This is a genomic window from Streptomyces sp. NBC_00536, from assembly GCF_036346295.1.
In the GTDB taxonomy this organism is placed as follows: domain Bacteria; phylum Actinomycetota; class Actinomycetes; order Streptomycetales; family Streptomycetaceae; genus Streptomyces.
The window spans coordinates 5,141,370-5,164,301 of sequence record NZ_CP107819.1 but is presented as its reverse complement, the minus strand read 5'-3'; the positions used below and the strand labels follow the sequence as shown (position 1 = coordinate 5,164,301).

26 protein-coding genes are annotated in these 22,932 nt (G+C 71.8%); 10 read left to right on the top strand and 16 right to left on the bottom strand.

The genetic code is table 11. From position 1 onward, the window contains the following. Nucleotides 1-21 precede the first annotated feature (21 nt). Together msrA and OHS33_RS22995 are read left to right on the top strand one after the other, a co-directional pair. Nucleotides 22-714, top strand: coding sequence for a peptide-methionine (S)-S-oxide reductase MsrA (msrA, locus tag OHS33_RS23000; protein ID WP_330332290.1), 693 nt, complete (start codon nucleotides 22-24; stop codon nucleotides 712-714). Further along, nucleotides 707-1,201: a hypothetical protein gene (locus OHS33_RS22995; RefSeq protein WP_330332289.1), complete on the top strand. Its 495-nt coding sequence runs from the start codon at nucleotides 707-709 to the stop codon at nucleotides 1,199-1,201. The genes msrA and OHS33_RS22995 overlap by 8 nt, the downstream gene beginning before the upstream one ends. Nucleotides 1,202-1,217: 16 nt before the next feature. Here OHS33_RS22995 and OHS33_RS22990 read toward each other — a convergent pair whose 3' ends face one another. Further along, nucleotides 1,218-1,538, bottom strand: coding sequence for a hypothetical protein (locus OHS33_RS22990; protein ID WP_330332288.1), 321 nt, complete (start codon nucleotides 1,536-1,538; stop codon nucleotides 1,218-1,220). Between the two features lie 217 nt (nucleotides 1,539-1,755). On the opposite strand from OHS33_RS22990, the gene OHS33_RS22985 reads away from it, so the two are divergent. Together OHS33_RS22985 and OHS33_RS22980 are read left to right on the top strand one after the other, a co-directional pair. Next, a complete protein-coding gene (locus OHS33_RS22985) occupies nucleotides 1,756-2,109 on the top strand; it encodes a DUF6247 family protein (RefSeq protein WP_330335157.1) in 354 nt (117 codons plus the stop codon). Then, a complete protein-coding gene (locus OHS33_RS22980) occupies nucleotides 2,106-2,378 on the top strand; it encodes a hypothetical protein (RefSeq protein WP_330332287.1) in 273 nt (90 codons plus the stop codon). The genes OHS33_RS22985 and OHS33_RS22980 overlap by 4 nt, the downstream gene beginning before the upstream one ends. Nucleotides 2,379-2,389: 11 nt before the next feature. Here the strand turns inward: OHS33_RS22980 and OHS33_RS22975 are convergent, their stop codons facing one another. After that, nucleotides 2,390-2,743, bottom strand: a complete 354-nt coding sequence (locus OHS33_RS22975) for an AQJ64_40280 family protein (RefSeq protein ID WP_330332286.1) — start codon at nucleotides 2,741-2,743, stop codon at nucleotides 2,390-2,392. Nucleotides 2,744-2,849: 106 nt separating this feature from the next. After that, the gene (locus OHS33_RS22970) at nucleotides 2,850-3,920 is read right to left on the bottom strand and encodes an NAD(P)-dependent alcohol dehydrogenase (RefSeq protein ID WP_330332285.1); all 1,071 of its coding nucleotides are present in this window, start codon (nucleotides 3,918-3,920) and stop codon (nucleotides 2,850-2,852) included. A gap of 182 nt (nucleotides 3,921-4,102) precedes the next feature. On the opposite strand from OHS33_RS22970, the gene OHS33_RS22965 reads away from it, so the two are divergent. Continuing rightward, entirely contained in the window at nucleotides 4,103-5,056 is a 954-nt protein-coding gene (locus OHS33_RS22965; RefSeq protein WP_330332284.1) for a helix-turn-helix domain-containing protein, read from the top strand. Here the strand turns inward: OHS33_RS22965 and OHS33_RS22960 are convergent. The 7 genes from OHS33_RS22960 to OHS33_RS22930 form a co-directional block, all read right to left on the bottom strand. Further along, complete coding sequence (locus OHS33_RS22960; protein WP_330332283.1) at nucleotides 5,053-6,093, bottom strand: GNAT family N-acetyltransferase; 1,041 nt, start codon at nucleotides 6,091-6,093, stop codon at nucleotides 5,053-5,055. The two genes, OHS33_RS22965 and OHS33_RS22960, sit on opposite strands and share 4 nt — an antisense overlap. 74 nt (nucleotides 6,094-6,167) lie before the next feature. After that, a complete protein-coding gene (locus tag OHS33_RS22955; RefSeq protein WP_330332282.1) occupies nucleotides 6,168-6,845 on the bottom strand; it encodes an ABC transporter ATP-binding protein in 678 nt (225 codons plus the stop codon). Nucleotides 6,846-6,969: 124 nt separating this feature from the next. Further along, the gene (locus OHS33_RS22950) at nucleotides 6,970-8,481 is read right to left on the bottom strand and encodes an ABC transporter permease (RefSeq protein WP_330332281.1); all 1,512 of its coding nucleotides are present in this window, start codon (nucleotides 8,479-8,481) and stop codon (nucleotides 6,970-6,972) included. A 161-nt stretch (nucleotides 8,482-8,642) separates the two neighbouring features. Beyond that, nucleotides 8,643-9,911 (bottom strand): L,D-transpeptidase, encoded by a 1,269-nt coding sequence (locus OHS33_RS22945; RefSeq protein WP_330332280.1) that lies wholly within the window; start codon nucleotides 9,909-9,911, stop codon nucleotides 8,643-8,645. Nucleotides 9,912-10,042: 131 nt separating this feature from the next. Next, on the bottom strand, nucleotides 10,043-10,384 hold the full coding sequence (locus OHS33_RS22940; RefSeq protein WP_330332279.1) for a hypothetical protein: 342 nt from the start codon (nucleotides 10,382-10,384) through the stop codon (nucleotides 10,043-10,045). Between the two features lie 30 nt (nucleotides 10,385-10,414). Further along, on the bottom strand, nucleotides 10,415-12,064 hold the full coding sequence (locus tag OHS33_RS22935) for a transposase (RefSeq protein WP_330332278.1): 1,650 nt from the start codon (nucleotides 12,062-12,064) through the stop codon (nucleotides 10,415-10,417). Continuing rightward, nucleotides 12,057-12,635, bottom strand: coding sequence for an IS607 family transposase (locus OHS33_RS22930; RefSeq protein ID WP_330332277.1), 579 nt, complete (start codon nucleotides 12,633-12,635; stop codon nucleotides 12,057-12,059). The genes OHS33_RS22935 and OHS33_RS22930 overlap by 8 nt, the downstream gene beginning before the upstream one ends. 158 nt (nucleotides 12,636-12,793) lie before the next feature. Here OHS33_RS22930 and OHS33_RS22925 point away from each other — a divergent pair, with 158 nt between their 5' ends. Continuing rightward, nucleotides 12,794-13,126, top strand: a complete 333-nt coding sequence (locus tag OHS33_RS22925) for an LPXTG cell wall anchor domain-containing protein (protein ID WP_330332276.1) — start codon at nucleotides 12,794-12,796, stop codon at nucleotides 13,124-13,126. A 71-nt stretch (nucleotides 13,127-13,197) separates the two neighbouring features. On the opposite strand, the gene hutH is transcribed toward OHS33_RS22925, so the two are convergent. The 5 genes from hutH to OHS33_RS22900 form a co-directional block, all read right to left on the bottom strand. Further along, nucleotides 13,198-14,739: a histidine ammonia-lyase gene (gene hutH / locus OHS33_RS22920; RefSeq protein ID WP_330335156.1), complete on the bottom strand. Its 1,542-nt coding sequence runs from the start codon at nucleotides 14,737-14,739 to the stop codon at nucleotides 13,198-13,200. 64 nt (nucleotides 14,740-14,803) lie between these two features. Continuing rightward, nucleotides 14,804-15,913 carry a GGDEF domain-containing protein gene (locus tag OHS33_RS22915; RefSeq protein ID WP_330332275.1) on the bottom strand — a complete coding sequence of 370 codons (1,110 nt, stop codon included), beginning with the start codon at nucleotides 15,911-15,913 and terminating at the stop codon, nucleotides 14,804-14,806. Between the two features lie 380 nt (nucleotides 15,914-16,293). Next, on the bottom strand, nucleotides 16,294-17,133 hold the full coding sequence (locus OHS33_RS22910) for an enoyl-CoA hydratase-related protein (protein WP_443065338.1): 840 nt from the start codon (nucleotides 17,131-17,133) through the stop codon (nucleotides 16,294-16,296). A gap of 29 nt (nucleotides 17,134-17,162) precedes the next feature. Beyond that, complete coding sequence (locus tag OHS33_RS22905) at nucleotides 17,163-18,350, bottom strand: adenylate/guanylate cyclase domain-containing protein (RefSeq protein ID WP_330332274.1); 1,188 nt, start codon at nucleotides 18,348-18,350, stop codon at nucleotides 17,163-17,165. 158 nt (nucleotides 18,351-18,508) lie between these two features. Then, nucleotides 18,509-19,375 carry a biotin--[acetyl-CoA-carboxylase] ligase gene (locus OHS33_RS22900; protein ID WP_330332273.1) on the bottom strand — a complete coding sequence of 289 codons (867 nt, stop codon included), beginning with the start codon at nucleotides 19,373-19,375 and terminating at the stop codon, nucleotides 18,509-18,511. 129 nt (nucleotides 19,376-19,504) lie between these two features. Between OHS33_RS22900 and OHS33_RS22895 the strand changes: the two genes are divergently transcribed. From OHS33_RS22895 to OHS33_RS22880, 4 genes are all read left to right on the top strand, one after another. Next, nucleotides 19,505-21,091, top strand: coding sequence for an acyl-CoA carboxylase subunit beta (locus OHS33_RS22895; protein WP_330332272.1), 1,587 nt, complete (start codon nucleotides 19,505-19,507; stop codon nucleotides 21,089-21,091). A 46-nt stretch (nucleotides 21,092-21,137) separates the two neighbouring features. Continuing rightward, nucleotides 21,138-21,344, top strand: coding sequence for an acyl-CoA carboxylase epsilon subunit (locus OHS33_RS22890; RefSeq protein ID WP_330335154.1), 207 nt, complete (start codon nucleotides 21,138-21,140; stop codon nucleotides 21,342-21,344). A gap of 117 nt (nucleotides 21,345-21,461) precedes the next feature. Continuing rightward, complete coding sequence (mmpB, locus tag OHS33_RS22885) at nucleotides 21,462-21,599, top strand: morphogenic membrane protein MmpB (protein WP_330332271.1); 138 nt, start codon at nucleotides 21,462-21,464, stop codon at nucleotides 21,597-21,599. A gap of 33 nt (nucleotides 21,600-21,632) precedes the next feature. Beyond that, nucleotides 21,633-22,259 (top strand): Maf family protein, encoded by a 627-nt coding sequence (locus OHS33_RS22880; protein WP_330332270.1) that lies wholly within the window; start codon nucleotides 21,633-21,635, stop codon nucleotides 22,257-22,259. Here the strand turns inward: OHS33_RS22880 and OHS33_RS22875 are convergent. Beyond that, complete coding sequence (locus OHS33_RS22875) at nucleotides 22,240-22,683, bottom strand: hypothetical protein (RefSeq protein ID WP_330332269.1); 444 nt, start codon at nucleotides 22,681-22,683, stop codon at nucleotides 22,240-22,242. The genes OHS33_RS22880 and OHS33_RS22875 overlap by 20 nt on opposite strands. Nucleotides 22,684-22,932 lie beyond the last annotated feature (249 nt).

The window sequence follows — 22,932 nt, the reverse complement described above, 5'->3', positions numbered from 1 at the left end:
ACCGCCGCCGAGGAGGCCCTTGTGTTCAGTTACCGCCGCACCCCCGAACTCCCCACCCCGGAGCAGGCCCTCAAGGGCCGCCCCACCCCGCAGTTCGACCTGCCGTCCCGCCACACGGTGCTCGGCAACCCGCTGGCCGGGCCCTACCCGGCCCATCTGGAGGTCGCGGACTTCGGGCTGGGCTGTTTCTGGGGCGCGGAGCGCATCTTCTGGCAGACTCCGGGCGTGTGGACCACGCTCGTCGGCTACCAGGGCGGTTCCACCGAGAACCCGTCGTACGAGGAGGTCTGCTCGGGCGGTACGGGCCACACCGAGGTGGTCCGCGTCGTCTTCGACCCGGCCGTCCTGCCGTACGAGAGCCTGCTGAAGGTGTTCTGGGAGAACCACGACCCCACCCAGGGCTTCCGCCAGGGCAACGACGTGGGCACCCAGTACCGCTCCGCGGCCTACACCCACTCCCCCGCCCACCAGGCCACCGCGGAAGCCTCCCGCGACGCCTACCAGCAGGTCCTGACCGCGTCCCGCTACGGCGCGATCACCACGGCCGTGCTCCCCGCCGCGGACCGCCCGTTCTGGCCCGCGGAGCCGTACCACCAGCAGTACCTGGACAAGAACCCCGCGGGCTACTGCGGCATCGGCGGTACGGGCGTCTCCTGCCCGATCGGCGTGGCCAGGCCGGGTGCGGCGCAGGCGCCGGACGCGGCGGGTGCCTGAGGCTCCGCTGCCCGAGGCGGTGCTGCCTGAGGCGCCGCTGCCCGAGGCGCCGCGCACCACCCGGTACCGGGTCCTGCGCGGCGCATGGGGCATGTGCATCGACCTGACGGCCTCGGGAACCACGTCCGCGGATCCCCCCGCCCGGGGCGAACGGATCGCGGACGGGGTGTGGCTCGACACCACCCCCGTCCGCACCCACCCGCCCACGGACCGCCGGGGCTGCCGGCTGCACGCCGAGGAAGCCGACTGGCTCCGCCACGGCCTGCGCCTGGCCGCCCCGGCCCTGGCCTCCCGCGCCCCGGCCGGCCACACCCTCGTCACGGTCCACCGCGTCCTGTTCCCGGAGGCGGACTTCCAGCCGGAAGCCCTGGCGGCCGCCGTGCTCCGCTGGACCGAGGAGGAGTACGCCCTCCCCCCGCACGCCACCACCGTGACCTTCGACCGCTCGGCGAACCGCTACACGTACGAGTGGCCCGCGGGGGCGTAGCGGAAGCACGGCCGGATCAGAACCGGCCGTCCACCCCGACGGCCGACTCGCACGCGTCGCAGAGGGTCAGCTCCACCGGACGCGATTCCCGGAGCCGGCCCACCGCACCACAGCGCTCACAAACGGTCTCGCTGCGCCCGCTAAACTCGCTCACCAGCTCCCCGAGCCGGGCGGCTTCGGCAAGCGTCCAGTCACCCCCGGGCCGCCAGGGGCGGGGGAAGGCCTGGAACGCCAGGACCGCCCACTTCTGCTTCACCGCCAGCAGCTCATACTCGGGGAACTCCGCCACGACCGCCGCGTGACAGGCCAGCACGAGCGACCGCCAGCCGGGCCCCACGTCAATCCGGCACCCCGGCCCACGGAAGTGCCGCCGAACCGGCTCCAGCCCGGCCTCCGTTCCATCGGAGAACCCCCGCTCAGGCCCCACGCCCACCCCTCCGCCTCGTCACCGCAGACTACTGGGATCATCCAGACTCACCCTTTCGAGGGGCGGGGCCGGCATCGCGCCGGTTAGTCTGGCCGCGGGGTACAGAATCTCGCCCATGGGAGCATCGATGACCACGCCCGCCGCCGACCAGCCGCTGATTCCACGGCCGCCGTCGACGGTGACGGCCCTGCGCCAGGCAGTGGCGCAGATTTCCCCCGCCGCCCTTCCCGTGTTCACGCGGGAGCTGGACCGGGCCGCCGACCAGGCCCGGCAGGGCTCGGACCTCGCCCCCTTGCGGCGGTTCATCGCCCAGTGGGCGATCCACGTGGAGATCCAGCGTCGGCCGCGGTGGGCCGCGGAACTCCGGCGCTGGGAGGACGTGGCGGCCACCGGCGACGTCGCACAGGTCCGCACAGCCGCATCGGAGATCGGCAAGATCCTCGACGCAGCCCACGCGGCCGTCGCGGCCACCCGGCCGTGACGGCCGGGTGGCGCTGGGAGTACGACCCCGATCGCGCGCACGTCACGGGTGGACTGCCAGCCCATGTCATCGCGGAGGTCGAGCGCCTCGTGGGGCAGCTCGTCGACCTGGCAGGTATGGGCATCGACGTGGGGGAGTTGGGCATCGGGCCCCATCCCGGCGGCCTGCGCCAGATGGACGCCGCTGACGGCTGGTTCTACTTCCTCGCCGCGCCGCGCAAAGAGCTGATCGTCGTCGTGCGGATCGTTCCACCGTTCGACGCCCTCTGAGAAACGGTCGGTCACAGGAGGCCGAAGGCCGCCTGGAGGGACGGGGCCACCGTGTGGCCGACGAGGTGGTTGAAGGCCGTGCCCGGGAGGGCGGGGAGGTAGGCCCAGTGGGTGACGCCCTCCGGGGACGCCGGGCCCGGGGCGTCGTACGGGAAGCGGATGACGCCCCCGCGGTCCAGGAAGCAGTCCTGGAACTCACGGCCGTTCGTTTCGCTCACGTGCCGCTCCAGGAACCGCATCGGCAGCACCACCCAGAAGTCCGATCCCGGACCCTTCGCGTAGCGGCCGGCGACCGCTCCCAGTACCCCCGAGCCGGTCTCCGGAAGTTCGTCCCCCGCGTCGATCCACTGCAATACCACTGTCACTCACATCCTCGACTGCCCCGACTGAATGGGGCATTGAGGACATCCTCCCCCAGCTTCGCGGAGGCCGCCCGTCGATCTACGACGCCGGATCGTCGTCGGACAGCGGTCAGATCGTCGACGCGTCGATGACGAAGCGGTAGCGGACGTCGCTCGCCTCTACCCGGCCGTAGGCCTCGTTGATCTGGTCGGCGCTGATCAGTTCGATCTCCGCGCCCAGGCCGTGCGCGGCGCAGAAGTCCAGCATTTCCTGGATCTGCGGGATCCCGCCGATCATCGAGCCGGCCAGCGTCTTGTTGCCGCCGATGACCGAGAACAGGTTGAGCGACACCGGCTCCTCGGGGGCGCCGACGTTCACCAGAGCGCCTTCCACCTTCAGCAGGCCGAGGTACGCGCCCAGGTCCAGCGGCGCCGAGACCGTCGAGACGATGAGGTCGAAGGTGCCGGCCAGCTCCGTGAAGGTCGCCGGGTCGTTCGTGGCGTGGAAGTGCGCGGCGCCCAGCTCCAGGCCGTCCGCCTGCTTCCGCAGCGTCTGCGACAGGACGGTCACCTCGGCACCGAGCGCCGCGGCGATCTTGACGCCCATGTGCCCGAGGCCGCCCAGGCCGACGATGGCGACCTTCTTGCCAGGGCCCGCGCCCCAGCGCTTGAGCGGCGAGTAGAGGGTGATGCCCGCGCACAGCAGCGGCGCGGCCACGTCGAGGGCTATGCCGTCCGGGATGCGCAGGGTGTGGCTCTCGGCGACCACGATGTGGGTGGAGTAACCGCCGTACGTCGGCTCGCCGTCGGTGCCGGTCGCGTTGTACGTGCCGGTCGCGCCGCGCTCGCAGAACTGGTCCTGGCCCTGTACGCAGTTGACGCACTCCCCGCAGGAATCGACGAAGCAGCCGACGCCCACCCGGTCGCCGACGGCGAACTTGGTCACACCGGGGCCGGTCGCGGTCACGATGCCCGCGATCTCGTGGCCCGGGACCATCGGGAAGATGCCCTCGCCCCAGCCGTCGCGGGCCTGGTGGATGTCCGAGTGGCAGATGCCGGAGTACTTGATCTCGATGAGGACGTCGTGTTCGCCGACCGGGCGGCGCGGCACGGTGGTGCGCTCCAGCGGGGCCTTGGGGGCGGGGGCCGCGTAGGCGGCGACCCGGGTGGGGACGGACACGGCAGCGGTGGGGTTCGGCACGGGAGGTGCTCCTTGAAGAGTGCGCGTGGGGTGTACGTGATGCGTGTGTGGTGCTGAGGAAACGATGCCTCGTGACCGGCCGCGCACCCAGACCCCTGTCGGGGCTAGGACTGGCGAACCTACCCCTGGCGGGGTCAGGCTCACGGCCGCCCCCGGCCCCCCGACCCGGGGATACTGGACGGATGGACCAGGCCGACGACCAGCGACCCGACGACCGGCGGGCCGACCAGCGCACCAGCCCGCGCAGCGAGCTCGGCGAGTTCCTGCGTTCCTGCCGGGCGCGGCTGCGCCCCGAGGACGTGGGCCTGCCCGATTACGGGCGCCACCGCCGGGTCCCGGGCCTGCGCCGCGAGGAACTGGCCCAGCTGGCCGGGGTCTCGGTCGCCTACTACACGCGCCTGGAGCAGGGGCAGGGCCAGAACGTGTCGGCGGAGGTCCTGGACGCCCTCGCCCGCGCCCTGCGCCTGGACGACACCCAGTACACGCACCTCACCCACCTCGCCCGGCCCAAGGCCCGCAAGCGCCGCCAGGGCCAGAGCCACCGCCCCGAGAAGGTCCGGCCGGAGCTGCTGCGGCTGCTGGACGCGCTGGACGGCGTACCGGCGTACATCGTCGGGCGGCGCCAGGACGTCGTCGGCTGGAACCGGATGGCGCGGGCCGTCTTCGGGGACTTCGGCGCGCTGCCCCCGCAGGAGCGCAATCTGGTGCGGATGGTGTTCCTCGACCCGGCGACCGCCGAGCTGTACGCCGACTGGGAGTGCCGGGCGTGCGAGGTGGTCAGCAACCTGCGGCTGTACGCGGGCCAGTACCCCGACGACCCCCAGCTGTCCGCGCTGGTCGGCGAACTCTCCGTGAAGAACGCGGAGTTCCGCCAGCTGTGGGCGGAGCACACCGTGCACAACAAGGCGCACGGCACGAAGCTGCTCAACCACCCGCTCGTGGGGTCGCTCATCCTGGGCTTCGAGACGCTGACCTTCCCGGACAATCCGGAGCAGTCCCTGGTCACCTATCACGCGGAGCCGGGATCGGCCTCGGCGGACGCGCTGCGCCTGCTCGGCTCCTGGGCCGCGCCGGACCCGTCGTCCACCGCCCCGTCGGCCCCGTCCGCCCCGTCCGCCCCTTCGTCGAAGGCCTAGAGCTTGAGCTGGAACAGGGCCACGTCGCGCTCGCGCCGGTAGCCCAGGGCCTCGTTCACGGCGATCATCGGCGCGTTCTCGTCCGCGACCGTCGTCGCGATCTCCCGCAGCTCCGGGTACGCCGCCACCGCGTCCGCCAGCATCCGCCGCTTGACCAGCCGCCCCAGGCCCCGGCCCCGGTGCGCGGGGACCACGACCGTGTCGTACTGCATCGCCCGGGTGTCCGCCGGATCGGCGAAGACCAGTTCGGTGTACGCCGCCATCTCGCCGGAGTCGGTCAGCGCGGCCACCGAGAGGATCACCCCGCCCCGGTCCACGACCAGCCGCTGCGCCGAGCGCACCCGCTCCCCGGTCCAGGTCGGGGCCCGCTCGTCCAGGTCACCCATCGGCGCGTCCTCCATCGCGCCGTGCGCGACGGCCGAGGCCTCGGCCCACGCGTCGGGGGTCTCGCCGCTCCAGCTCACGAGCCGGTAACCGGCGGGGACTTCGGGCTCCTCGACCGGACCGGCGGGGACCCGCTGCACGTGCCAGCCCATCGGCAGGACGTTCTCGAAGCCGAGCCCGGTCGCGAACTGCCCCGCAGGTGTGCCCGGTTCGACGCTGGAGGAGACCGACGTACGCCCCTGGGCGAGGAGTTCGGCCCGGACCGCTTCCCACAGGGCGCGGCCGAGACCGCGGCGGCGGGCGGAGGGGCGGACGGCGAGGACATCCAGGTAGGCGCCGTGCGTATTGCCCTCGTCGGTGAACAGCAACAGCGCGGCGGCGCCGTCGATTTCGCCGTCCGCGCCCGCGATCGCCCACTGTACGGAGCGCCCCCGGATCGAGGGGACGCCGAGCCGCCCGGTCACCTCGACCAGGCTCGGCGCGGGCACCGCGGGCAGGTCCGCCGCGTACACGGCACCCAACAGCCGCGTCCACGCGCCGAGTTCGGCGACGGTCGGCGGTACGGAGAGCAGCGGGACGACGGGGGCGGGAGCGGGTCCGGATCCGGCGGCGGGCCCGTAGGCCTCGGCGGATCCGTGCAGGGGTTCGGTCATCCGGCGACCGTAACTCCGCCCCGCCGCCCGCCGCCAAGCCTTTTCCACGGCTTTTCAGCGGCTTTCCGCCCGGTTCAGACGTTCTCGGTCACCGTGACCCGGCCCCGCCGGATCGTCGCCAGCCGGGGTGCCCGCTTCGCGAGCGCGCTGTCGTGGGTCACCATCACGAAGGTGAGGCCGTGTTCCTTCCACAGCCCTTCCAGCAGGTCCATCACCTCGTCCCGCATGGACTCGTCGAGGTTGCCGGTCGGCTCGTCGGCCAGCAGCACCTTCGGCTTCTTCACCAGCGCGCGGGCGATGGCGACGCGCTGCTGCTGGCCGCCGGACAGCTCGCCCGGCAGATGGCCCATCCGCTCGGCCAGACCGACCGAATCGAGTGCCTCGGCGGCCTGTTCGCGCCGCTGCTTCGCCTTGAGACCGAGCGGGACGAGCGCCGTCTCGACGTTCTCCTGCGCGGTGAGGGTGGGGATGAGGTTGAAGGACTGGAAGACGAAGCCGATGTTCTCCGCCCGGACCCGGGTCAGCCGGGCCTCCGAGACGGCTCCCAGGTCCACACCGTCCAGTACGACGGAACCGGAGGTGGGCCGGTCGAGTCCGCCGAGCATCTGCAGCAGGGTGGACTTGCCGCCGCCGGTGGGGCCCTGGATGACGAGCCGGCCGCCGTCCTCGATGGTCAGGTCCACCCCGTCGAGCGCGGCGACGGTGTCCTTGCCGCGCTTGTAGTTCTTGGTGACACCCGTGAGCTGGTACATCGTGCGTGGGTTCCTCTCGTACGTTCGCCAGTGCGCGCGCTCGGCGGCGCGGGGCCGGTCGGGGCGGACCGGTCGGGGCCGGGGACCGGGCGGGCCGTGCAGGGGCAGGGCCCGCCCGGCTGGCCTACTCGACGCGCCGCAGCGCGTCCGCCGGGCGCAGCCGGGAGGCGCGCCAGCCGCCGAAGCCGCCCGCGATCAGGCCGCCCGCCACCGCGAGGGCGACGGCGAGGCCGATGGTGGACAGGGAGACGGGCGCGGTGAGCGCGACGTCCAGGGCCTTGGCCGCGGTGTGGCGGGCGCCGCCGAAGCCACCGCCCCCGCCCCCGCCTCCGAAGCCGCCCGCCCGGCCGCCGCCGCCCGCGCCGCGCCCGCCGCCGCCCGGGAGCTGCGCGGTGAGGGTGGGGCTGATGGCGGTGATCAGGTAGGCGGCGCCGAGCCCGAGCCCGATGCCGAGCGCTCCCCCGATGAGGCCGTTGACCAGGGCTTCTCCGGCGACCTGGCCGGTGACCCGGCGGCTCTTCCAGCCGAGCGCCTTCAGGGTGCCGAATTCGCGCACCCGGCGGCTGACGGCCGAGGAGGTGAGCAGACCGGCGACGAGGAACGCGGCGGCGAGGACCGTGTACGAGAGCCAGGTGCCGACGGTGGAGGCGAGCGAGGAGGCCGTGGAGAGCGAGCCGGAGACGGTATCGGCGAGGTCCGCGGAGGTGGTGACGGTGGTGTCGGGGACGTTCGCCTGGATGGCCGTCTTGACGGAGCCGATCGCCTGCGAGTCCTTGGCCTGGACGTAGACCGTGGTGATCTTGTCCGGGGACTCGGCTAGGGTCTGCGCCTGCTTGAGCGGGACGTAGAGGTTGGCTGCCGCGTCGCCGCTGTCGGCGGTCGCGATGCCGATCACCTTGAACTTGGTGTCCTTGACGGCGACCTCGGACCCGACGGCCAGCTTGTTCTTCGTGGCGTAGGCACTGTCGACGACGGCCACGGCCGCGTCGGTCTCGGACGCCTGGAAGGTGCGCCCGGAGGTGAGCTTGGAGGTGGTCAGCGGGCCGAGTTCCGGCTTGACGACGTCGGTGCCGTAGACGGTGAAGGAGTTGACGTCGAAGTTGGCACCGCCGCCCTGCACCGAACCGCCCGCGCCGCCCGCGCCCTGGCCGCCGCTGCGGCCGCCCTGCGCGCCGCCCTGGCCGGAGCCCTCGGCGCGCTTGAACTGGCCACGGCTGAACTGCCCGTTGACCTTCATCACCTGGAGGCTGAGGCCGCCGACGGCGTCGGCGACCCCGTGCTGGCCCGACACCTTGGTGACGGTGGCCGCGTCCAGGGTCTGGAAGCCCTGCGGCATCACGATGTCGTGGCTCTGCTCGGTCCCCGTGGCGCCGTCGGCCCCGTCCTTGGCGTCGAACTTGAAGCGCGGGCGCTGCGCCGTGCCGCCCTCGCCCGGCGGGGTCTGGGCCTTGGTGACGGTCATGTCCGTGCCGAGACCGTAGAGGGACTGGAGGACCTTGGCCTGCGCCTGCCCCATGCCCGCGGACACGGAGGTCACGACGATGACGAGTGCGATGCCCAGCGCGAGCCCGGAGGCGACGACGAGCGCCGCCTTCCTGCGGCGGCGCAACTCGCGCCGGAGGTAGGTGAAGAACATGGGGCGAAGCTAGGCACGCGCCGTGATGACGGGGTAAGCGGCGCATAAGAGTCGGATGAGAACACGAACCGCGGCGCGAACCGGAACACGAACCGGAACGCGAACGGCGGGGAGGCCCCGAAGGGCTTCCCCGCCGTCGGCGGTGTGGAGAAAGGCGTCGGTCAGACGGCCGAGCCAGCCTTCCAGTCGGCCCAGCTGAGGTTCCAGCCGTTCAGGCCGTTGTCCGGCTTGATCGTCTTGTCCGGGGAGTTGACCACGGTGACGACGTCGCCGACGAGCGAGTTGTCGAAGAACCACGCGCCGGGCTGGTCCGGGTCGTTGGCACCCTTGGCGTCGTTCAGGCCGACACAGCCGTGGCTGGTGTTGGCACTGCCGAAGATGGAGTCGTCGCCCCAGTAGTTGCCGTGGATGAAGGTGCCCGAGTTGGACAGCCGCATCGCGTGCGGGACGTCCTTGATGTCGTACTCGCCCTTGCCGTCGCCGTCCTTGAAGCCGACGGTGGCGCCGTCCATCCGGGTCTCCTTGAACTTCTCGGAGATCACCATCTGGCCGTTGTAGGTCGGGTTCGCCGGGGAGCCCGCCGAGATCGGGATGGTCTTGATGACCTGGCCGTCGCGCTTGACGGTCATCTTCTTCGTCTTCGCGTCGACCTCCGAGACCTGGCTGCGGCCGATCTGGAAGGTCGCGGTGCGGTCCTGCACGCCGACGACGCCGGGGGAACCCTCGACCCCGTCGAGCTTCATCTTCATCGTGACCGTGGAGTTCGCGGCCCAGTACTGGTCCGGACGGAAGTCCAGGCGCTGGTCACCGAACCAGTGGCCGACGACTTCCTGGCCGCTGCTGGAGGAGACGTTGATGGCGGCCTGGACCGCCTTCTTGTCCTTGATCGGCTTGTTGAAGTCGATCGAGACCGGCATGCCCACGCCGACCTTCGAACCCTCGTCCGGCGTGAACGAGCCGATGAAGCTGTTCTCCGGCGAGACGGTGGTGAAGGAGGCGTTCTCATGCGCCTCCTTGCCGCCCGCGTCCTTGGCGGACGCCGACAGCGAGTACTTCTGGGAGCGCTTGAGCGCTGCCTCGGGCTTCCAGCTCTTGCCGTCGGCGGCTATCTTGCCCTCGACCGCGCCGCCCTCGGAGGTCTTCAGCTCCACCTTGGTGAGCGTGCCGTCGCTCACCGTCACGGCGGCGTTGTTCAGACCGACGTTGGTGGCGCCGTCCTTGGGTGCGATGACTATTCGGGCCTTGGACGTGTCCTTCGCGGCGGCCGCGTCCACGTCCGCCTGGGACTTGCTGGTCTTGTCACCGCTGCCCGCGGCCTTGCCGTCGCCGCCGTTGCACGCCGACAGCACCAGTACCCCACCGAGCACCGCCGCTGCGGCCACGAGGCCACGCCTGCGCCGCTTGCTGTCCGTCCTCACACGCCACTCCATCGTTGCCGGATCACCGAGCATCAGCAGGGCAGGGGAGCTGACTCCCCTGCCTCAATCCCTGCCTCATCCATACAACGCGTTAACGTGCCGGGTCGGTTCCACATCACGTTCGAATGTGGGACACCGCACGGTCAGGCGTTGTCGTCTTCTTCGTCGAATACCCCATCTTCCTCGTCGATGTCCCACTCCATCGACTCGGGGTCGTATTCGACCGGCTCGGTGCTCCAGGAGGCCTGCGCCAGCTCGACCCCGGGGATCTCGGCGACCAGGTCGGTGGGGTCGATGAGGTACGCCAGCGCCTCCGACGCGTCCTCGCGCACGGCCGATTCCGCGTGTCCGCGCTCCTCCTCGGGCATGAACTCGTCGGCCTTGATGTGGGCGAGGGCGGCTCCGGTGAGTGCGTCGGGTTCCGGAACCTCCAGCACCAAATCAACCCGAAGCCGTACGTAACGTGATTCTTCAGAAGCGTTCATACGACGGAGGGTAAGGCTCGCGAACCGTTCCTAATCAGTGATCAGGAGTGTGTCTTGGACCCGTGTCCTGGCACTGCGCGCATCCCGAACGGTTTTGGATGCACTGGTCCCCCGTGTTCGCTGTGTCCCTGTCCGGCTTCGTGCATCGTGTGCACGTTCCGTGACGGGTGGGCGGGTTCCCTCACGCTCGCGGGTGTCCGGTCCGGCCTGGACGGTCCGATGCCCGCGACGATCACTCCGGTCGTCGTGGGGCGGTGCCGTCCGTCGCCGGATCGGGTGCCCGAGGGCGCGCCTGCCGATGGCGACCGAGGCCGCGTCATGGCGAGTCATTTTGCGTCGTGGGGTGGCCAGCGGCTTACGCCAATGCTGGTCGCCCCACATCGACGTGTACGCCGGGTCCACGGCCACGATGGACAAGTCCATCTCGGCGGCCATCGACACCAGCCGGGCCTTGAGCTTGCCCGTGGGGATGCCGGAGATGAGCTGCCGGAACCGCTTTCTGCGGCCGTGCTTCTCGCGGGTCTTCTCGGCGGTGAAGTCGAGGTTCTCGATCGCGATGGCGGTCACGCCGCACCGCTTCGCCCAGTGCAGTACCTGGGCGATGGCGTGGCGGATCTGCGCGTCGCGGTGGTCGGCGGTGCCGGACAGGTCGTAGAAGAACCGACGCGGGTCGCCGACCGGGTTGCCGTGCGCGTCGAGCCGGTAGGCGGCGAAGTGATCGGCGTTCGTGTCCACGCCGACCATGCCCTGGGCACGGGCCGCCGCCAGCGGGACCGTCCGGACGACGGGGCGCTGCCACGAGGCGGTCAGGTACCACCGTCCGCGTTCCACGTCGAGGTGGACGCGGTAGGCGACAGCCCGGTTCGCCTCTATGCGGTCGCCCCACTCCTGGCCCCGGTGCGCGAATGCCACCTTGGAGGCGAGGACGTACCGGCCACGCGGCGCGTTGGCCAGGGCCGCGAGCGGGGTCGGCAGCTTGACGCTGATCTCGCCGTCGGGTGTGACACGGATCGTCTCGTTCCCGAACCGCTTACCCGACTCGCCGTCCGCCTGGAGGAACCAGCGGTCGGCTTCCCACCGTCGGCGCCACTCGGACTCATCGATCTGAGCGGCTTCGAGGTTGTGGCGGGTATTCAGGAGCTTCCGGCCGCCGCGCACCACGTGCACCACACCCGCTTCCCGCTCAGCACGCGCGATGTCGAGACGATGCTCCAGTACGTGCAGGCGGCGGGACTTGTGGAACCATTCGCCCTTGGAGCGGTAGCCGCCCGCTGCCCGCTTCGTGCCCTTCTCCCCGATCGGCTGGGACAGGCGGTGCATCAGCGTGCGGACGCCGGCCTCAAGGCTCTGCATGTGCGCGAGCTGGCAACGGCGGGAGAGCGCCCACTGATCGTGTGTGGCCTTCGTGATCGACCCGGCCCAGCGGGACGACGAGGCGGCGGTCAGGCCCTGCTTGCGGGCCGCCCACCTCTGCGCGTCATGGCCGTTGCCGTCCGCGCAGCGGGCCGCAAGGTCGAGGGACGCCAGGTGCCCAAGGTGCTCACCCACCAGCCGCAACACCTTCTCGTCCTCGGGCGTGAGGTTCTTGAGACGGTCGCGTATCGCCACACCGGACGGGCCCAGAACCACAAACGGCGCGTCGATGGTACGAAGCTTCTCCTTCTTCGGCCGCTCAGTCATCGGCAGCCGCCGCCTCCAGAGCCTTCCTCGCCCGGTTCTCCGCAGAGCGGCGGCCGTACAGGCGGGCACAGAAGGAGGTCAGGACCTCAGCCATGTCCCGTACCAGGTCGTCTTCGACTTCGCCCTCGTTCAGGACCACCAGGCGGCGGCCGGTCGCAGACAGGGCGGCTTCGACGAGTTCGATGTTCATCCGGCCGAGGCGGTCATTGTGCTCGACCACCACAGTGGTCACCGCAGGGTCGGCCAGCAGGCGACGCGCCTTTGCCTGGCTGCCGTGCATGCCCGAGGCTATCTCGGATTCGACCCGCACCACTCGGTGCCCGGCCTTCGCCGCCCACTCGGTCAGCCCGGCGACCTGACGTTCCAGATCCTGCCTCTGATCGTGAGAGGAAACGCGGGCATACAGGCCCACACCACCCGTCACGGACGGCGACGAGTTCGCCTCGACGTTGACCAGGATCGTGCGCGGCCCCACCCGCTCAGCAGGAACCGGCAACACGCCCTCACGGAACCAGCGATACGCGGTCTGCGGATGCACACCCTGCGCCTTCGCCCACTCCTTGAGGTTCACACTGCCGACCGTAACGACACTCACCCAAATGCACTATCACTCACAAGAGCGAACCAAAGGACCAACAGTTCCCCACCCCCGGGTTTCCCACGACCCGCCCCTTTAACTAGCATCTGCCCACACGGCCAATTCGCTGCTGCCACAAGGGGGATCGAACTGTGTCCGCACGTCGACCGCTGCTCACCGCTCTCGGGGCGACCACTCTGCTCGGTGCCCTCTGGTTCGTCCCCTCCGCGGGCGCCACCTCCGTCTCCCCCGCGGACGCCACCCCCGGCGCGCCCGCGAACGCGAACACCCAGGTCACCGGGGTGCGCGGCGATCAGGTCCAGGACCAAACCCAGGACCAGGATCAGGCCCAGGAGCAGGACCCCGGGCTGCTCCTCGCCGACACCGGCAGCACGGACACGAGTCCGTACCTGCTGGGCGGCACGCTCTGCCTCGGGGTCGGGGCCGGGTTCGTCGCCTTCTCGGCCCGCCGGGCCCGCGCCTGACGCAGGCCCCGATCCCCTGAGACGCGTCAAGGGCCGCCCCGAAGGGCGGCCCTTGACATGGAACGCTCAGGTCAGGCGAGCTTGCCGGTGACCGGCTCCACGGCCTCCAGCAGGGCGCCCGAGCGGACGAACGCGTCCGCGGCGGCCAGGTCGGGCGCGAGGAAACGATCCGGCCCGGGACCCTCGACCCCCGCCGCCCGAGCGGCGGCGATCGCGGCCTGGCTGGCCGGGGCCGGGGTCAGCCCGTGGCGCAGCTCGATGGCGCGGGTGGCGGCGTACAGCTCGATGGCGACGATCCGGGTCAGGTTGTCGATCGAGGTGCGCAGCTTGCGGGCGGCGGACCAGCCCATGGAGACGTGGTCCTCCTGCATCGCGGAGGACGGGATCGAGTCGGCGGAGGCCGGTACGGCGAGCCGCTTCATCTCGCTGACCAGGGCGGCCTGCGTGTACTGGGCGATCATCAGACCGGAGTCGACGCCGGCGTCGTCCGCGAGGAAGGGCGGCAGGCCGTGCGAGCGGTTCTTGTCGAGCAGCCGGTCGGTGCGGCGCTCGGCGATCGAGCCGAGGTCGGCGGCGACGATGGCGAGGAAGTCCAGGACGTAGGCGACGGGCGCCCCGTGGAAGTTGCCGTTGGACTCGACGCGCCCGTCCGGCAGGACGACCGGGTTGTCGACGGCGGCGGCCAGCTCGCGCGAGGCGACCAGGCTGGCGTGCGCGATGGTGTCCCGGCCCGCGCCCGCGACCTGCGGGGCGCAGCGCACGGAGTACGCGTCCTGCACGCGCGGAGCCGACTCCTCCTGGAAGTGCCCGGTGAGCCCGGAGCCCTTCAGCACGGCGGCCATGTTCGCGGCGGAGGCGCCCTGCCCGGGGTGCGGGCGGATGGCGTGCAGCTCGGGCGCGAGGACCTTCTCGGTGCCGAGCAGCGCCTCCAGGGTGAGGGCGGCGGTGATGTCGGCCGAGGTGTAGAGCTTGTTCAGGTCGGCGATGGCCATGACGAGCATGCCGAGCATGCCGTCGGTGCCGTTGAGGAGGGCCAGGCCCTCCTTCTCGCGCAGCTCGACGGGGGTGATCCCGGCCTCGGCGAGCAGCTCGCCGGCGGGGCGGACGACCCCGTCGGGACCTTCCGCGTCGCCTTCGCCCATCAGGGTGAGCGCGCAGTGCGAGAGGGGGGCGAGGTCGCCGGAGCAGCCGAGCGAGCCGTACTCGTGGACGACCGGGGTGATCCCGGCGTTCAGCACGTCGGCCATGGTCTGGGCGACCTCGGGGCGGACCCCGGTGTGCCCGGAGGCGACGGTCTTCAGGCGCAGGAACATCAGGGCGCGGACCACCTCGCGCTCGACGCGCGGGCCCATGCCCGCGGCGTGCGAGCGGACGATGTTGCGCTGGAGCTGGGCGCGCAGCTCGGGGCTGATGTGCCGGGAGGCGAGCGCGCCGAAGCCCGTGGACACCCCGTAGACGGGCTCGGGCTTGGCGGCCAGGGCGTCCACGATGGCGCGGGCACGCGCCAGGGCTTCGACCGCCTCGGCGGACAGCTCGACGCGAGCGCCCTGGCGGGCGACGGCGATGACGTCCTCGGCGGTGGTCCCGGACGTCCCCATCACGACAGTGTGCATATCCATATTCAGCACCCTACGGACTGAATCCCAACCTGTCACTAGGTCGGTTTCCGAGCCGGTGTCACCTGCCCCGGAACCGGCGGCGTTCGCCGGACCCCGCGGGCGGCGCGTCGGCCAGGCGCATCACGGCCGTGTCCCGCCCGGCCACCACCGGCTTGGGCAGCCGGGCCGCCTTCGCCTTGTACTGGGCCGCGTCGGCCAGCCGGAAGAGCCGCCGCGAGGACTTCACCAGCCCGATGTCATCGCCGGTCGAGGCGACCCCGCAGGCCACCCCCTCGCCCAGCTCCAGCTCGGCGGCCCGCAGGCACAGCTCCTCGGTGACGCGGACCACCTCGTCGGCGGTCGGGCCCACGCTCACCAGACAGAACTCGTCCCCGCCCAGGCGCGCCACCAGCGCCCCCGGCAGCATGGCCCCGCACAGGCTCAGCACCGAGCCGAACCGCTCCAGCAGCCGGTCGCCCATGGCATGTCCGAGGGTGTCGTTGACCCGCTTGAGGCCGTTGAGGTCGCAGACCACCAGGCTGACCACCGCGCCCTTGCTGCGGTGCTCCTCCAGCGCCTCGTCGAGCCGCATGTCGACGGCCCGGCGGTTGGCGAGGCCGGTCAGCGGGTCCGTGAAGGCGAGCGCGCGGGCCTCTTCGAGGCGTTCGTTCTGGGCGAGACCGGCGGCGACCACGGCGGCCAGTACGGTCGCGAACTCGGCGTCGTCCTCGTCGAAGTCCGGGAGCCCCTCGTCGCGGGCGACGTACAGCTCGCCCCAGGCGCGGCCGCTGAGCACGATGGGCGCCACCACGCAGGTGCCGCGGCCGCGGCGGCGCAGCACCTCGCCCCGGCGGCCGGGGCGGTCGCCGACGGCGTTCTCGACCCAGGCGTGCGGGCCGCCGCCGCCGGCCCAGCGCTCGTGCAGGAACTCGGTGATCTCGGGAAAGTCGTGCACGGGGTAGGACTCGTCGACGGGGAACTCCTCCTCGCCGTCGCGGCGCTCCCCCTCGTTCACGAGGACGCGCAGGCGGCCGCGCTCGCGCTCCCACGCGGAGATGGCGGCGAAGGAGCCGTCCATCGCCAGCCGTGCCCCTCGGGCGGCCGCGCGCACGCTGTCGCGCGGCATGTGCGCAGCCGCCATGGCCTGCGCGAGTCCCACCACGGCCCGCAGCCGCCCGTCAACTCCCATCCCCCCAGATTAGGGAGCTTTGCCCGTTTTGGCCGCACTGCGCACGTTTTCAGCCTCGCCGGCGTTTGAGGCGCGGGGTTCGGGGCGGAGCCCTGAGAAGCGGCGCCGCCACCCTCAGCCCCGCCGGCGTTTGAGGCGCGGGGTTCGGGGCGGAGCCCTGAGAAGCGGCGCCGCCACCCTCAGCCCCGCCGGCGTTTGCGGCGCGGGGTTCGGGGCGGAGCCCTGAGAAGCGGCGCCGCAGGTCGCCCACTGGGGCTCCGCCCCAGACCCCGCGCCTCAAACGCCGGCGAGGCTGGTTTTGCCCAGCCTGGCTGGTTCGCCGGGCGCAGCCCGGACCAAGGGGCGGGCCGGGGACGGGCCGAGAGGGCGCCGGCCGGCAGTCAGCCCGCGGCCCCCGGCCAGTTCGGCTTGCGCTTTTCGTTGAAGGCGGCCACACCCTCGGCACGGTCGGCCGAGAAGGCCACGCCCCACCAGGCCGCGTCCTCGACGTCCAGCCCGGCCGCGAGGTCGAGCCCGTGCCCGAGCCGGAGCGCCCGCTTGGCGGCCCGCAGGCCCACCGGGGAGTTCGCCGCCATGCGTCCGGCCAGTTCCAGGGCCGCCGCGCGGTCCGTGCCCGCCGGGACCACGGATTCGACCAGGCCGAGCGACAGGGCCTCCGCCGCCTCCACCCGCCGCGCGGTGAAGATCAGTTCCGAGGCCCGGGCGGCGCCCACCCGCCGAGGGAGCAGCTGCGTACCGCCGCCGCCCGGGATGACGCCGACCGAGACCTCCGGCAGGCCCACCACCGCGGTGGTGTCGGCCACGATCACGTCGCAGGCCAGGGCCAGCTCGAAGCCGCCGCCGAGGGCGAAGCCGTGCACCGCGGCGATGGTCGGCATCGGAAGGGCGAGCACGCCCCCGTACGCGCCGCGCGAGGCGGGCCGCCGGGCGGCCAGTTCCGCGTCGGTGAGGGAGTTGCGTTCCTTGAGGTCCGCGCCCACGCAGAAGGCCCGCTCGTGCGTGGAGGTCAGGACGGTCACCCGGACCGCGGGATCCGCGGCCAGCGCCGCGCACGCGGCCGCCAGCGAGCGCGCCAGCGCGTCGGAGACGGCGTTCATGGCCTTGGGGCGGTCGAGGACCAGCTCCGCCACCACGCCGCCGTCGCCGTGGCGCCGTACCGCGACGAACTCCCCGAACCGGACCTCAGACCCAGCCCCGATGTCCCCAGTGCCAGTCCCCACAGCGCCCACACCCTCCTGGTTAACGAACGTTACCCAGGGATCTTAGGTGTCCGCCGCGTCAGCAACCAGGGCTCCACGACCCCCAGTCCGCGCACCGGCCGCTGCCACATCGGCTGGAGCGCGAACCGGTACGTCACGCCCTCCGCGTCGGGTCCCGCCTCGGCCTCCGCCTCGGCGGCCTTCTTCTCCGAGACCGGCGCGGCCCCGGTGCGGCCCAGCTCCTGGGCCATCGCCCCGTCCACGAGCACCGCGTCCTTCGGCGCTATGGACGTGAGCCGCGAGGCCAGGTTCACGGTGGTCCCGAAGACGTCGCCCATCCGGGTCGTCACCGTGCCGAAGGCGATGCCCACCCGCAGCTCGGGCATCTGCGGGTCCTCCTCCATCGTCTCGATCAGCCGCAGCGCGATCTCCGCCGCCGTCGCCGCGTCGTCGGCGCAGTACAGCACCTCGTCGCCGAGCGTCTTGATCAGCCGGCCGCCGTGCGCGGCCACCAGGTCGGCCGAGGTGGTCTCGAAGGACTCGACCAGCTCGCCCAGCTCCTCCTCCTCCAGCCGCCGGGTCAGCCGGGTGAAACCCACCAGGTCCGCGAAGCCGACCGCGAGCCGCCGGTCGACCATCTCCTCGTCGTCGGCGACCTGCACCACCCGCCCGGTGGCCGCCGCCAGCTGGCGGCGCCACACGTAGACGAGGAATTCCTCCAGCTCCGGCAGGAGCAGCTCCACCAGCGGGTAGGTGACCTCGGTGCGGGTCATCCCCGGCTCCGGCGGCTCCGTCAGCCCCTCCAGGAACGAGTCGATCTGCCATTCCGCCAGCCGGGCGGTGGTCTGCCCGGTGGAGCGCGCCACCTGGACCGCCATCGGCTCGCTGAGCAGCCCGGCCTCCACCAGACCGGCGAGCCGACGCAGGGCCAGCACGTCGGCCTCGGTGAGCGCCTTGGCCTGCCCGATGTCCGCGAAGCCCATGGCCCGCCAGAACCGGGACGCCAGCTCCATCGAGACTCCGGCGCTGCGGGCCGCCTGGAAGGGCGTGTACCGGCGCTCGGCGCCCAGGATGAGCTGCTCCAGCCGGATGGCGAGCGGATCCGCCGTGGGCTGGGCCGTGTGGTCGACCTCGTGGTGGGGAGTGTGCTGGTCACGGCCGATGGGCGTGCCCGGACCGCTCACCGGCCCGGCGCCCTGGGAGCCGGACGCGCTGGACGTAGGGTCGTCGACGGTCAAGGGCCGCCTCCTGTCCATTCCGTGCGCACTGCCCTGCCGAACCGGTTGATCACCGGGAGCACCGGGATCGCCTAAACCATACGGCAGGTGTGCCGTAGCTCACTCCCCACTCCACCAGCTGTTCACCGTCGGGCGGTGAGAGACGCCCCAGTCGTGACCTAGTGGACCGACCGCAGGTGGACGACGTCCCCCGCGCCGACCGCTTCGTGGGCGTCGTCCGCCGTGCGGATCACCAGCCGTCCGTCCGCGTCGACCGCTTCGGCCGTTCCGGTCAGTGTCCGGCCGCCGGGCAGCTCCGCCCGTACGTGCCTGCCCAGCGTCGCGCAGCCCGCCGCGTACGTCTCCTGCAGGCCGCTGGCCGCCGGATCGCCGCCGGCCGCCCGCCAGCGTTCGTACCACTGCTCCAGGGAGCGCAGTACGGACTTCAGCAGCGGGTCCCGGTCGGTCACGGTGGCCTTGGCGAGCAGCAGCGAGCCCGCCGTGGGCACGGGCAGCTCGTCCTCGGTGAGCGAGACGTTCAGCCCGATCCCGACGACCACCCCGTCCCCGGTGCGCTCGGCGAGGATGCCGCCGGTCTTGCGCTCGTCGCCGTCCACGCTGACCAGCAGGTCGTTGGGCCACTTGAGGGCGGTGTCCACCCCGGCCGCCCGGGACAGCCCGGTCGCGGTGGCCACCCCGGCGAGCAGGGTCAGCCACCCCCACCGCTCCACCGGTACGTCCGGCCCGGGCTTGAGCAGGACCGAAAAGAAGAGCCCGGAGCGGGCGGGCGCCGTCCAGGTCCGGTCCAGGCGCCCGCGCCCGGCGGTCTGCTCCTCGGCGACCAGTACGGCACCCTCGGGCAGCCGGGCGGCCCGCGCCGCGAGGTCGGTATTGGTGGAACCGGTGGATCCGGTCACCTCGACCGAGGTCCACAGTCCGCCGGGAACCACGAGGGCCCGCTGCAGCGCGACGGCGGACAGGGGCGGCCGGTCCAGGCTGGACCAGCGGCCGGCGGAGGCTCCGGATGAGGCATCTGATGGCGTCATGCAACCCACAGTAGGTGTGGCAAACGCCGCACTGCCGAGCGCCATGCCCGCCGATACGCTACGCACCAGTAGCCAGAGCAGTCACCGCATTGACCATGGCAGTTGACCACCCAGGGAGCCGCGACCCCGATGTCTCAACCCTCAGAGCCCATCGACATCCACACCACCGCGGGCAAGCTCGCGGATCTGCAGCGCCGGATCGACGAAGCCACCCATGCCGGTTCCGCGCTCGCCGTGGAGAAGCAGCACGCCAAGGGCAAGCTGACGGCTCGTGAGCGCGTGGCGCTGCTGCTGGACGAGGGCTCGTTCGTCGAGCTGGACGGCTTCGCCCGGCACCGGTCGACCAACTTCGGGCTGGAGAAGACCAAGCCGTACGGCGACGGCGTGGTGACCGGCTACGGCACGGTCGACGGACGCCCGGTCGCCGTGTTCTCGCAGGACTTCACCGTCTTCGGCGGGGCCCTCGGCGAGGTCTACGGACAGAAGATCATGAAGGTCATGGACTTCGCCCTGAAGACCGGCTGCCCGCTGGTCGGCATCAACGACTCGGGCGGCGCCCGGATCCAGGAGGGCGTCAGCGCGCTCGGCATGTACGGCGAGATCTTCCGCCGCAACGTGCACGCCTCCGGGGTGATCCCGCAGATCAGCCTGGTCGTCGGGCCCTGCGCGGGCGGCGCCGTGTACTCCCCCGCGATCACCGACTTCACGGTGATGGTGGACCAGACCTCGCACATGTTCATCACCGGCCCGGACGTCATCAAGACGGTCACCGGCGAGGACGTCGGCTTCGAGGAGCTGGGCGGCGCGCGCACGCACAACAGCGTCTCGGGCGTGGCCCACCACATGGCGGGGGACGAGAAGGACGCGATCGAGTACGTGAAGTCGCTCCTCGCCTTCCTGCCGTCGAACAACCTCTCCGAGCCGCCCGCCTTCCCCGAGGAGGCGGACACCGAGGTCTCGGCCGAGGACCGCGAGCTGGACACGCTGATCCCGGACAGCGCCAACCAGCCGTACGACATGCACACCGTGATCGAGCACATCCTGGACGAGGGCGAGTTCCTGGAGACCCAGGCGCTGTTCGCACCGAACATCCTCACCGGCTTCGGCCGGGTCGAGGGCCACCCGGTGGGCATCGTGGCGAACCAGCCGATGCAGTTCGCGGGCTGCCTCGACATCGACGCGAGCGAGAAGGCGGCCCGGTTCGTGCGGACCTGCGACGCCTTCAACGTGCCGGTGCTGACCTTCGTCGACGTACCGGGCTTCCTGCCGGGCACGGACCAGGAGTACAACGGAATCATCCGGCGCGGCGCGAAGCTGATCTACGCGTACGCCGAGGCCACCGTCCCCCTCATCACCGTGATCACCCGCAAGGCCTTCGGCGGCGCCTACGACGTCATGGGCTCCAAGCACCTCGGCGCGGACCTGAACCTGGCCTGGCCGACCGCGCAGATCGCCGTCATGGGCGCGCAGGGCGCGGTGAACATCCTGCACCGGCGCACCATCGCGGCCGCCGACGATCCGGAGGCCACCCGGGCCGAGCTGATCGCCGACTACGAGGACACGCTGCTCAACCCGTACACGGCCGCCGAGCGCGGGTACATCGACGCGGTGACCATGCCCTCGGAGACCCGCGCGCACATCGTGAAGGGGCTGCGGCAGCTGCGCACCAAGCGCGAGTCGCTGCCGCCGAAGAAGCACGGCAACATTCCTTTGTAGGACTTCCATACTCCTGACAGGACTCCTGACCCTGGAGGTCTCCGTGATGATCAAGGTGGTCAAGGGCAACCCGACCCCCGAGGAGCTGGCCGCCGCACTGGCGGTGGTCCAAGCGCGCGCGGCGGCGCTGGCGGCTGCCACGCCGGGCGCGCCCCTCGTCGAGGCCGCGTGGTCGGCCCCGTCGCGGGTGGCCCGGCGGCGGCTGCCGCAGCCCGGCCCGCGCGCCTGGGGGCGTACGTACTGGCCCTCCTGAAGCGGCACCCGGGCGGGCCGGCGGGCCTGCGCCCGGGCCGAAGATGACGTGAACGGACGGTGGCGCCTGAGTACCCGTACTCAGGCGCCACCGGCGTCCCCGGAGCACGATCGTGGAATGCTCTGGTCCGATCCGAAGAACGAGCCGCCGAAGGACATGCGCGAGGCGCAGTCGATGATCCGCCGGATGGGCGTGATCCTGGCGCTGGCGATGCTGGTGGTCGTCTACGTCCTCGGGGTGCACGGTCTGCGCTAGGGGGTGTCTGGTGGGGCTGCCACGGCTCCTACGATGGCCCCCATGACCGCCACCACGCCCGCGCAGCCGCGCGCCCTCGTCCTCGCCTCCGCCTCGCCCGCCCGGCTGAACCTGCTGCGCCAGGCCGGCCTCGCCCCGCACGTGATCGTCAGCGGGGTGGACGAGGACGCCCTGGAGGCCGACTCGCCCGCCGAGCTGGCGCTCGTCCTGGCCGAGGCGAAGGCCGCCGTCGTGGCGGCCCTGCCCGAGGCCGCGGGGGCGCTGGTGATCGGCTGTGACTCCGTGCTGGAGCTGGACGGGGAGGCGCTGGGCAAGCCCGCCGACGCCGAGGAGGCCACGGCCCGCTGGAAGTCGATGCGCGGCCGCTCGGGCGTGCTGCGCACCGGGCACTGCGTGATCGACACCGCGAACGGCGCTCAGGTCTCGGCCACGGCGTCCACGACGGTCCGGTTCGGCGAGCCGAGCGACGCGGAGGTCGCGGCGTACGTGGCGAGCGGCGAGCCGCTGCACGTGGCCGGGGCGTTCACCCTGGACGGCCTCTCGGCGCCGTTCATCGACGGGATCGACGGCGACCCGGGCAATGTGATCGGACTGTCGCTGCCGCTGCTGCGCTCACTGCTGGGCGAACTGAACGTGTCCATCACGGACTTGTGGACGTGACACTTTCGGACGTGACCTTCATCTCGCCGGCGGCCTTGGCGGCGTAGAGCGTCAGGGTCAGCACGAGCAGACAGAAGATCAGCATCGTGGCGGCGAAGGCGCCCCAGCCGACGAGCGCGGCGGCGAGGACGCCGAGCACGATGTGGGTGACGGCCGTGACGACCACCAGCACCCGCGCGAAGCGGCCCGGCGGGCGGTCACGGACCGCGGTGACGGCCAGGAACACGGCCCCGGCCAGCAGGAACGCCCCGATGCCCGCGCCCATGGCGTAGGTGGCCGTGGACATGACGTCCGGGTCCATCCCCGCTATCGACATGGCCTGGTTGTGCGTGGTCGCGCCCAGCACGATGTGCACGAGCACCAGTACCGCCGCTTCGACCACCAGCACGATCGCGGCCACCGAGGCCACGAGTCTGCGCAGCACGGCGCCCCCACCCGATCCGCATGCGTCCACAAAAGCGTTCGACTCGGTGAGGCTACTAACGGGTAAACGTCCGGACAAGGGGTCGGGGCGGCTTCGTTACGGGCAAAGAAAGCCGGGCCCGTTGGTAGGGAGTCCACAAAGAAACCGGTGGACCCGCTGACCCCAAACGCAGAGACCTTGGACACACGGCCCGGCTAGTGTGCAGTCGGGGATCCCGCTGACCTGGGGCGCCACAAGGGGTGTCGACAC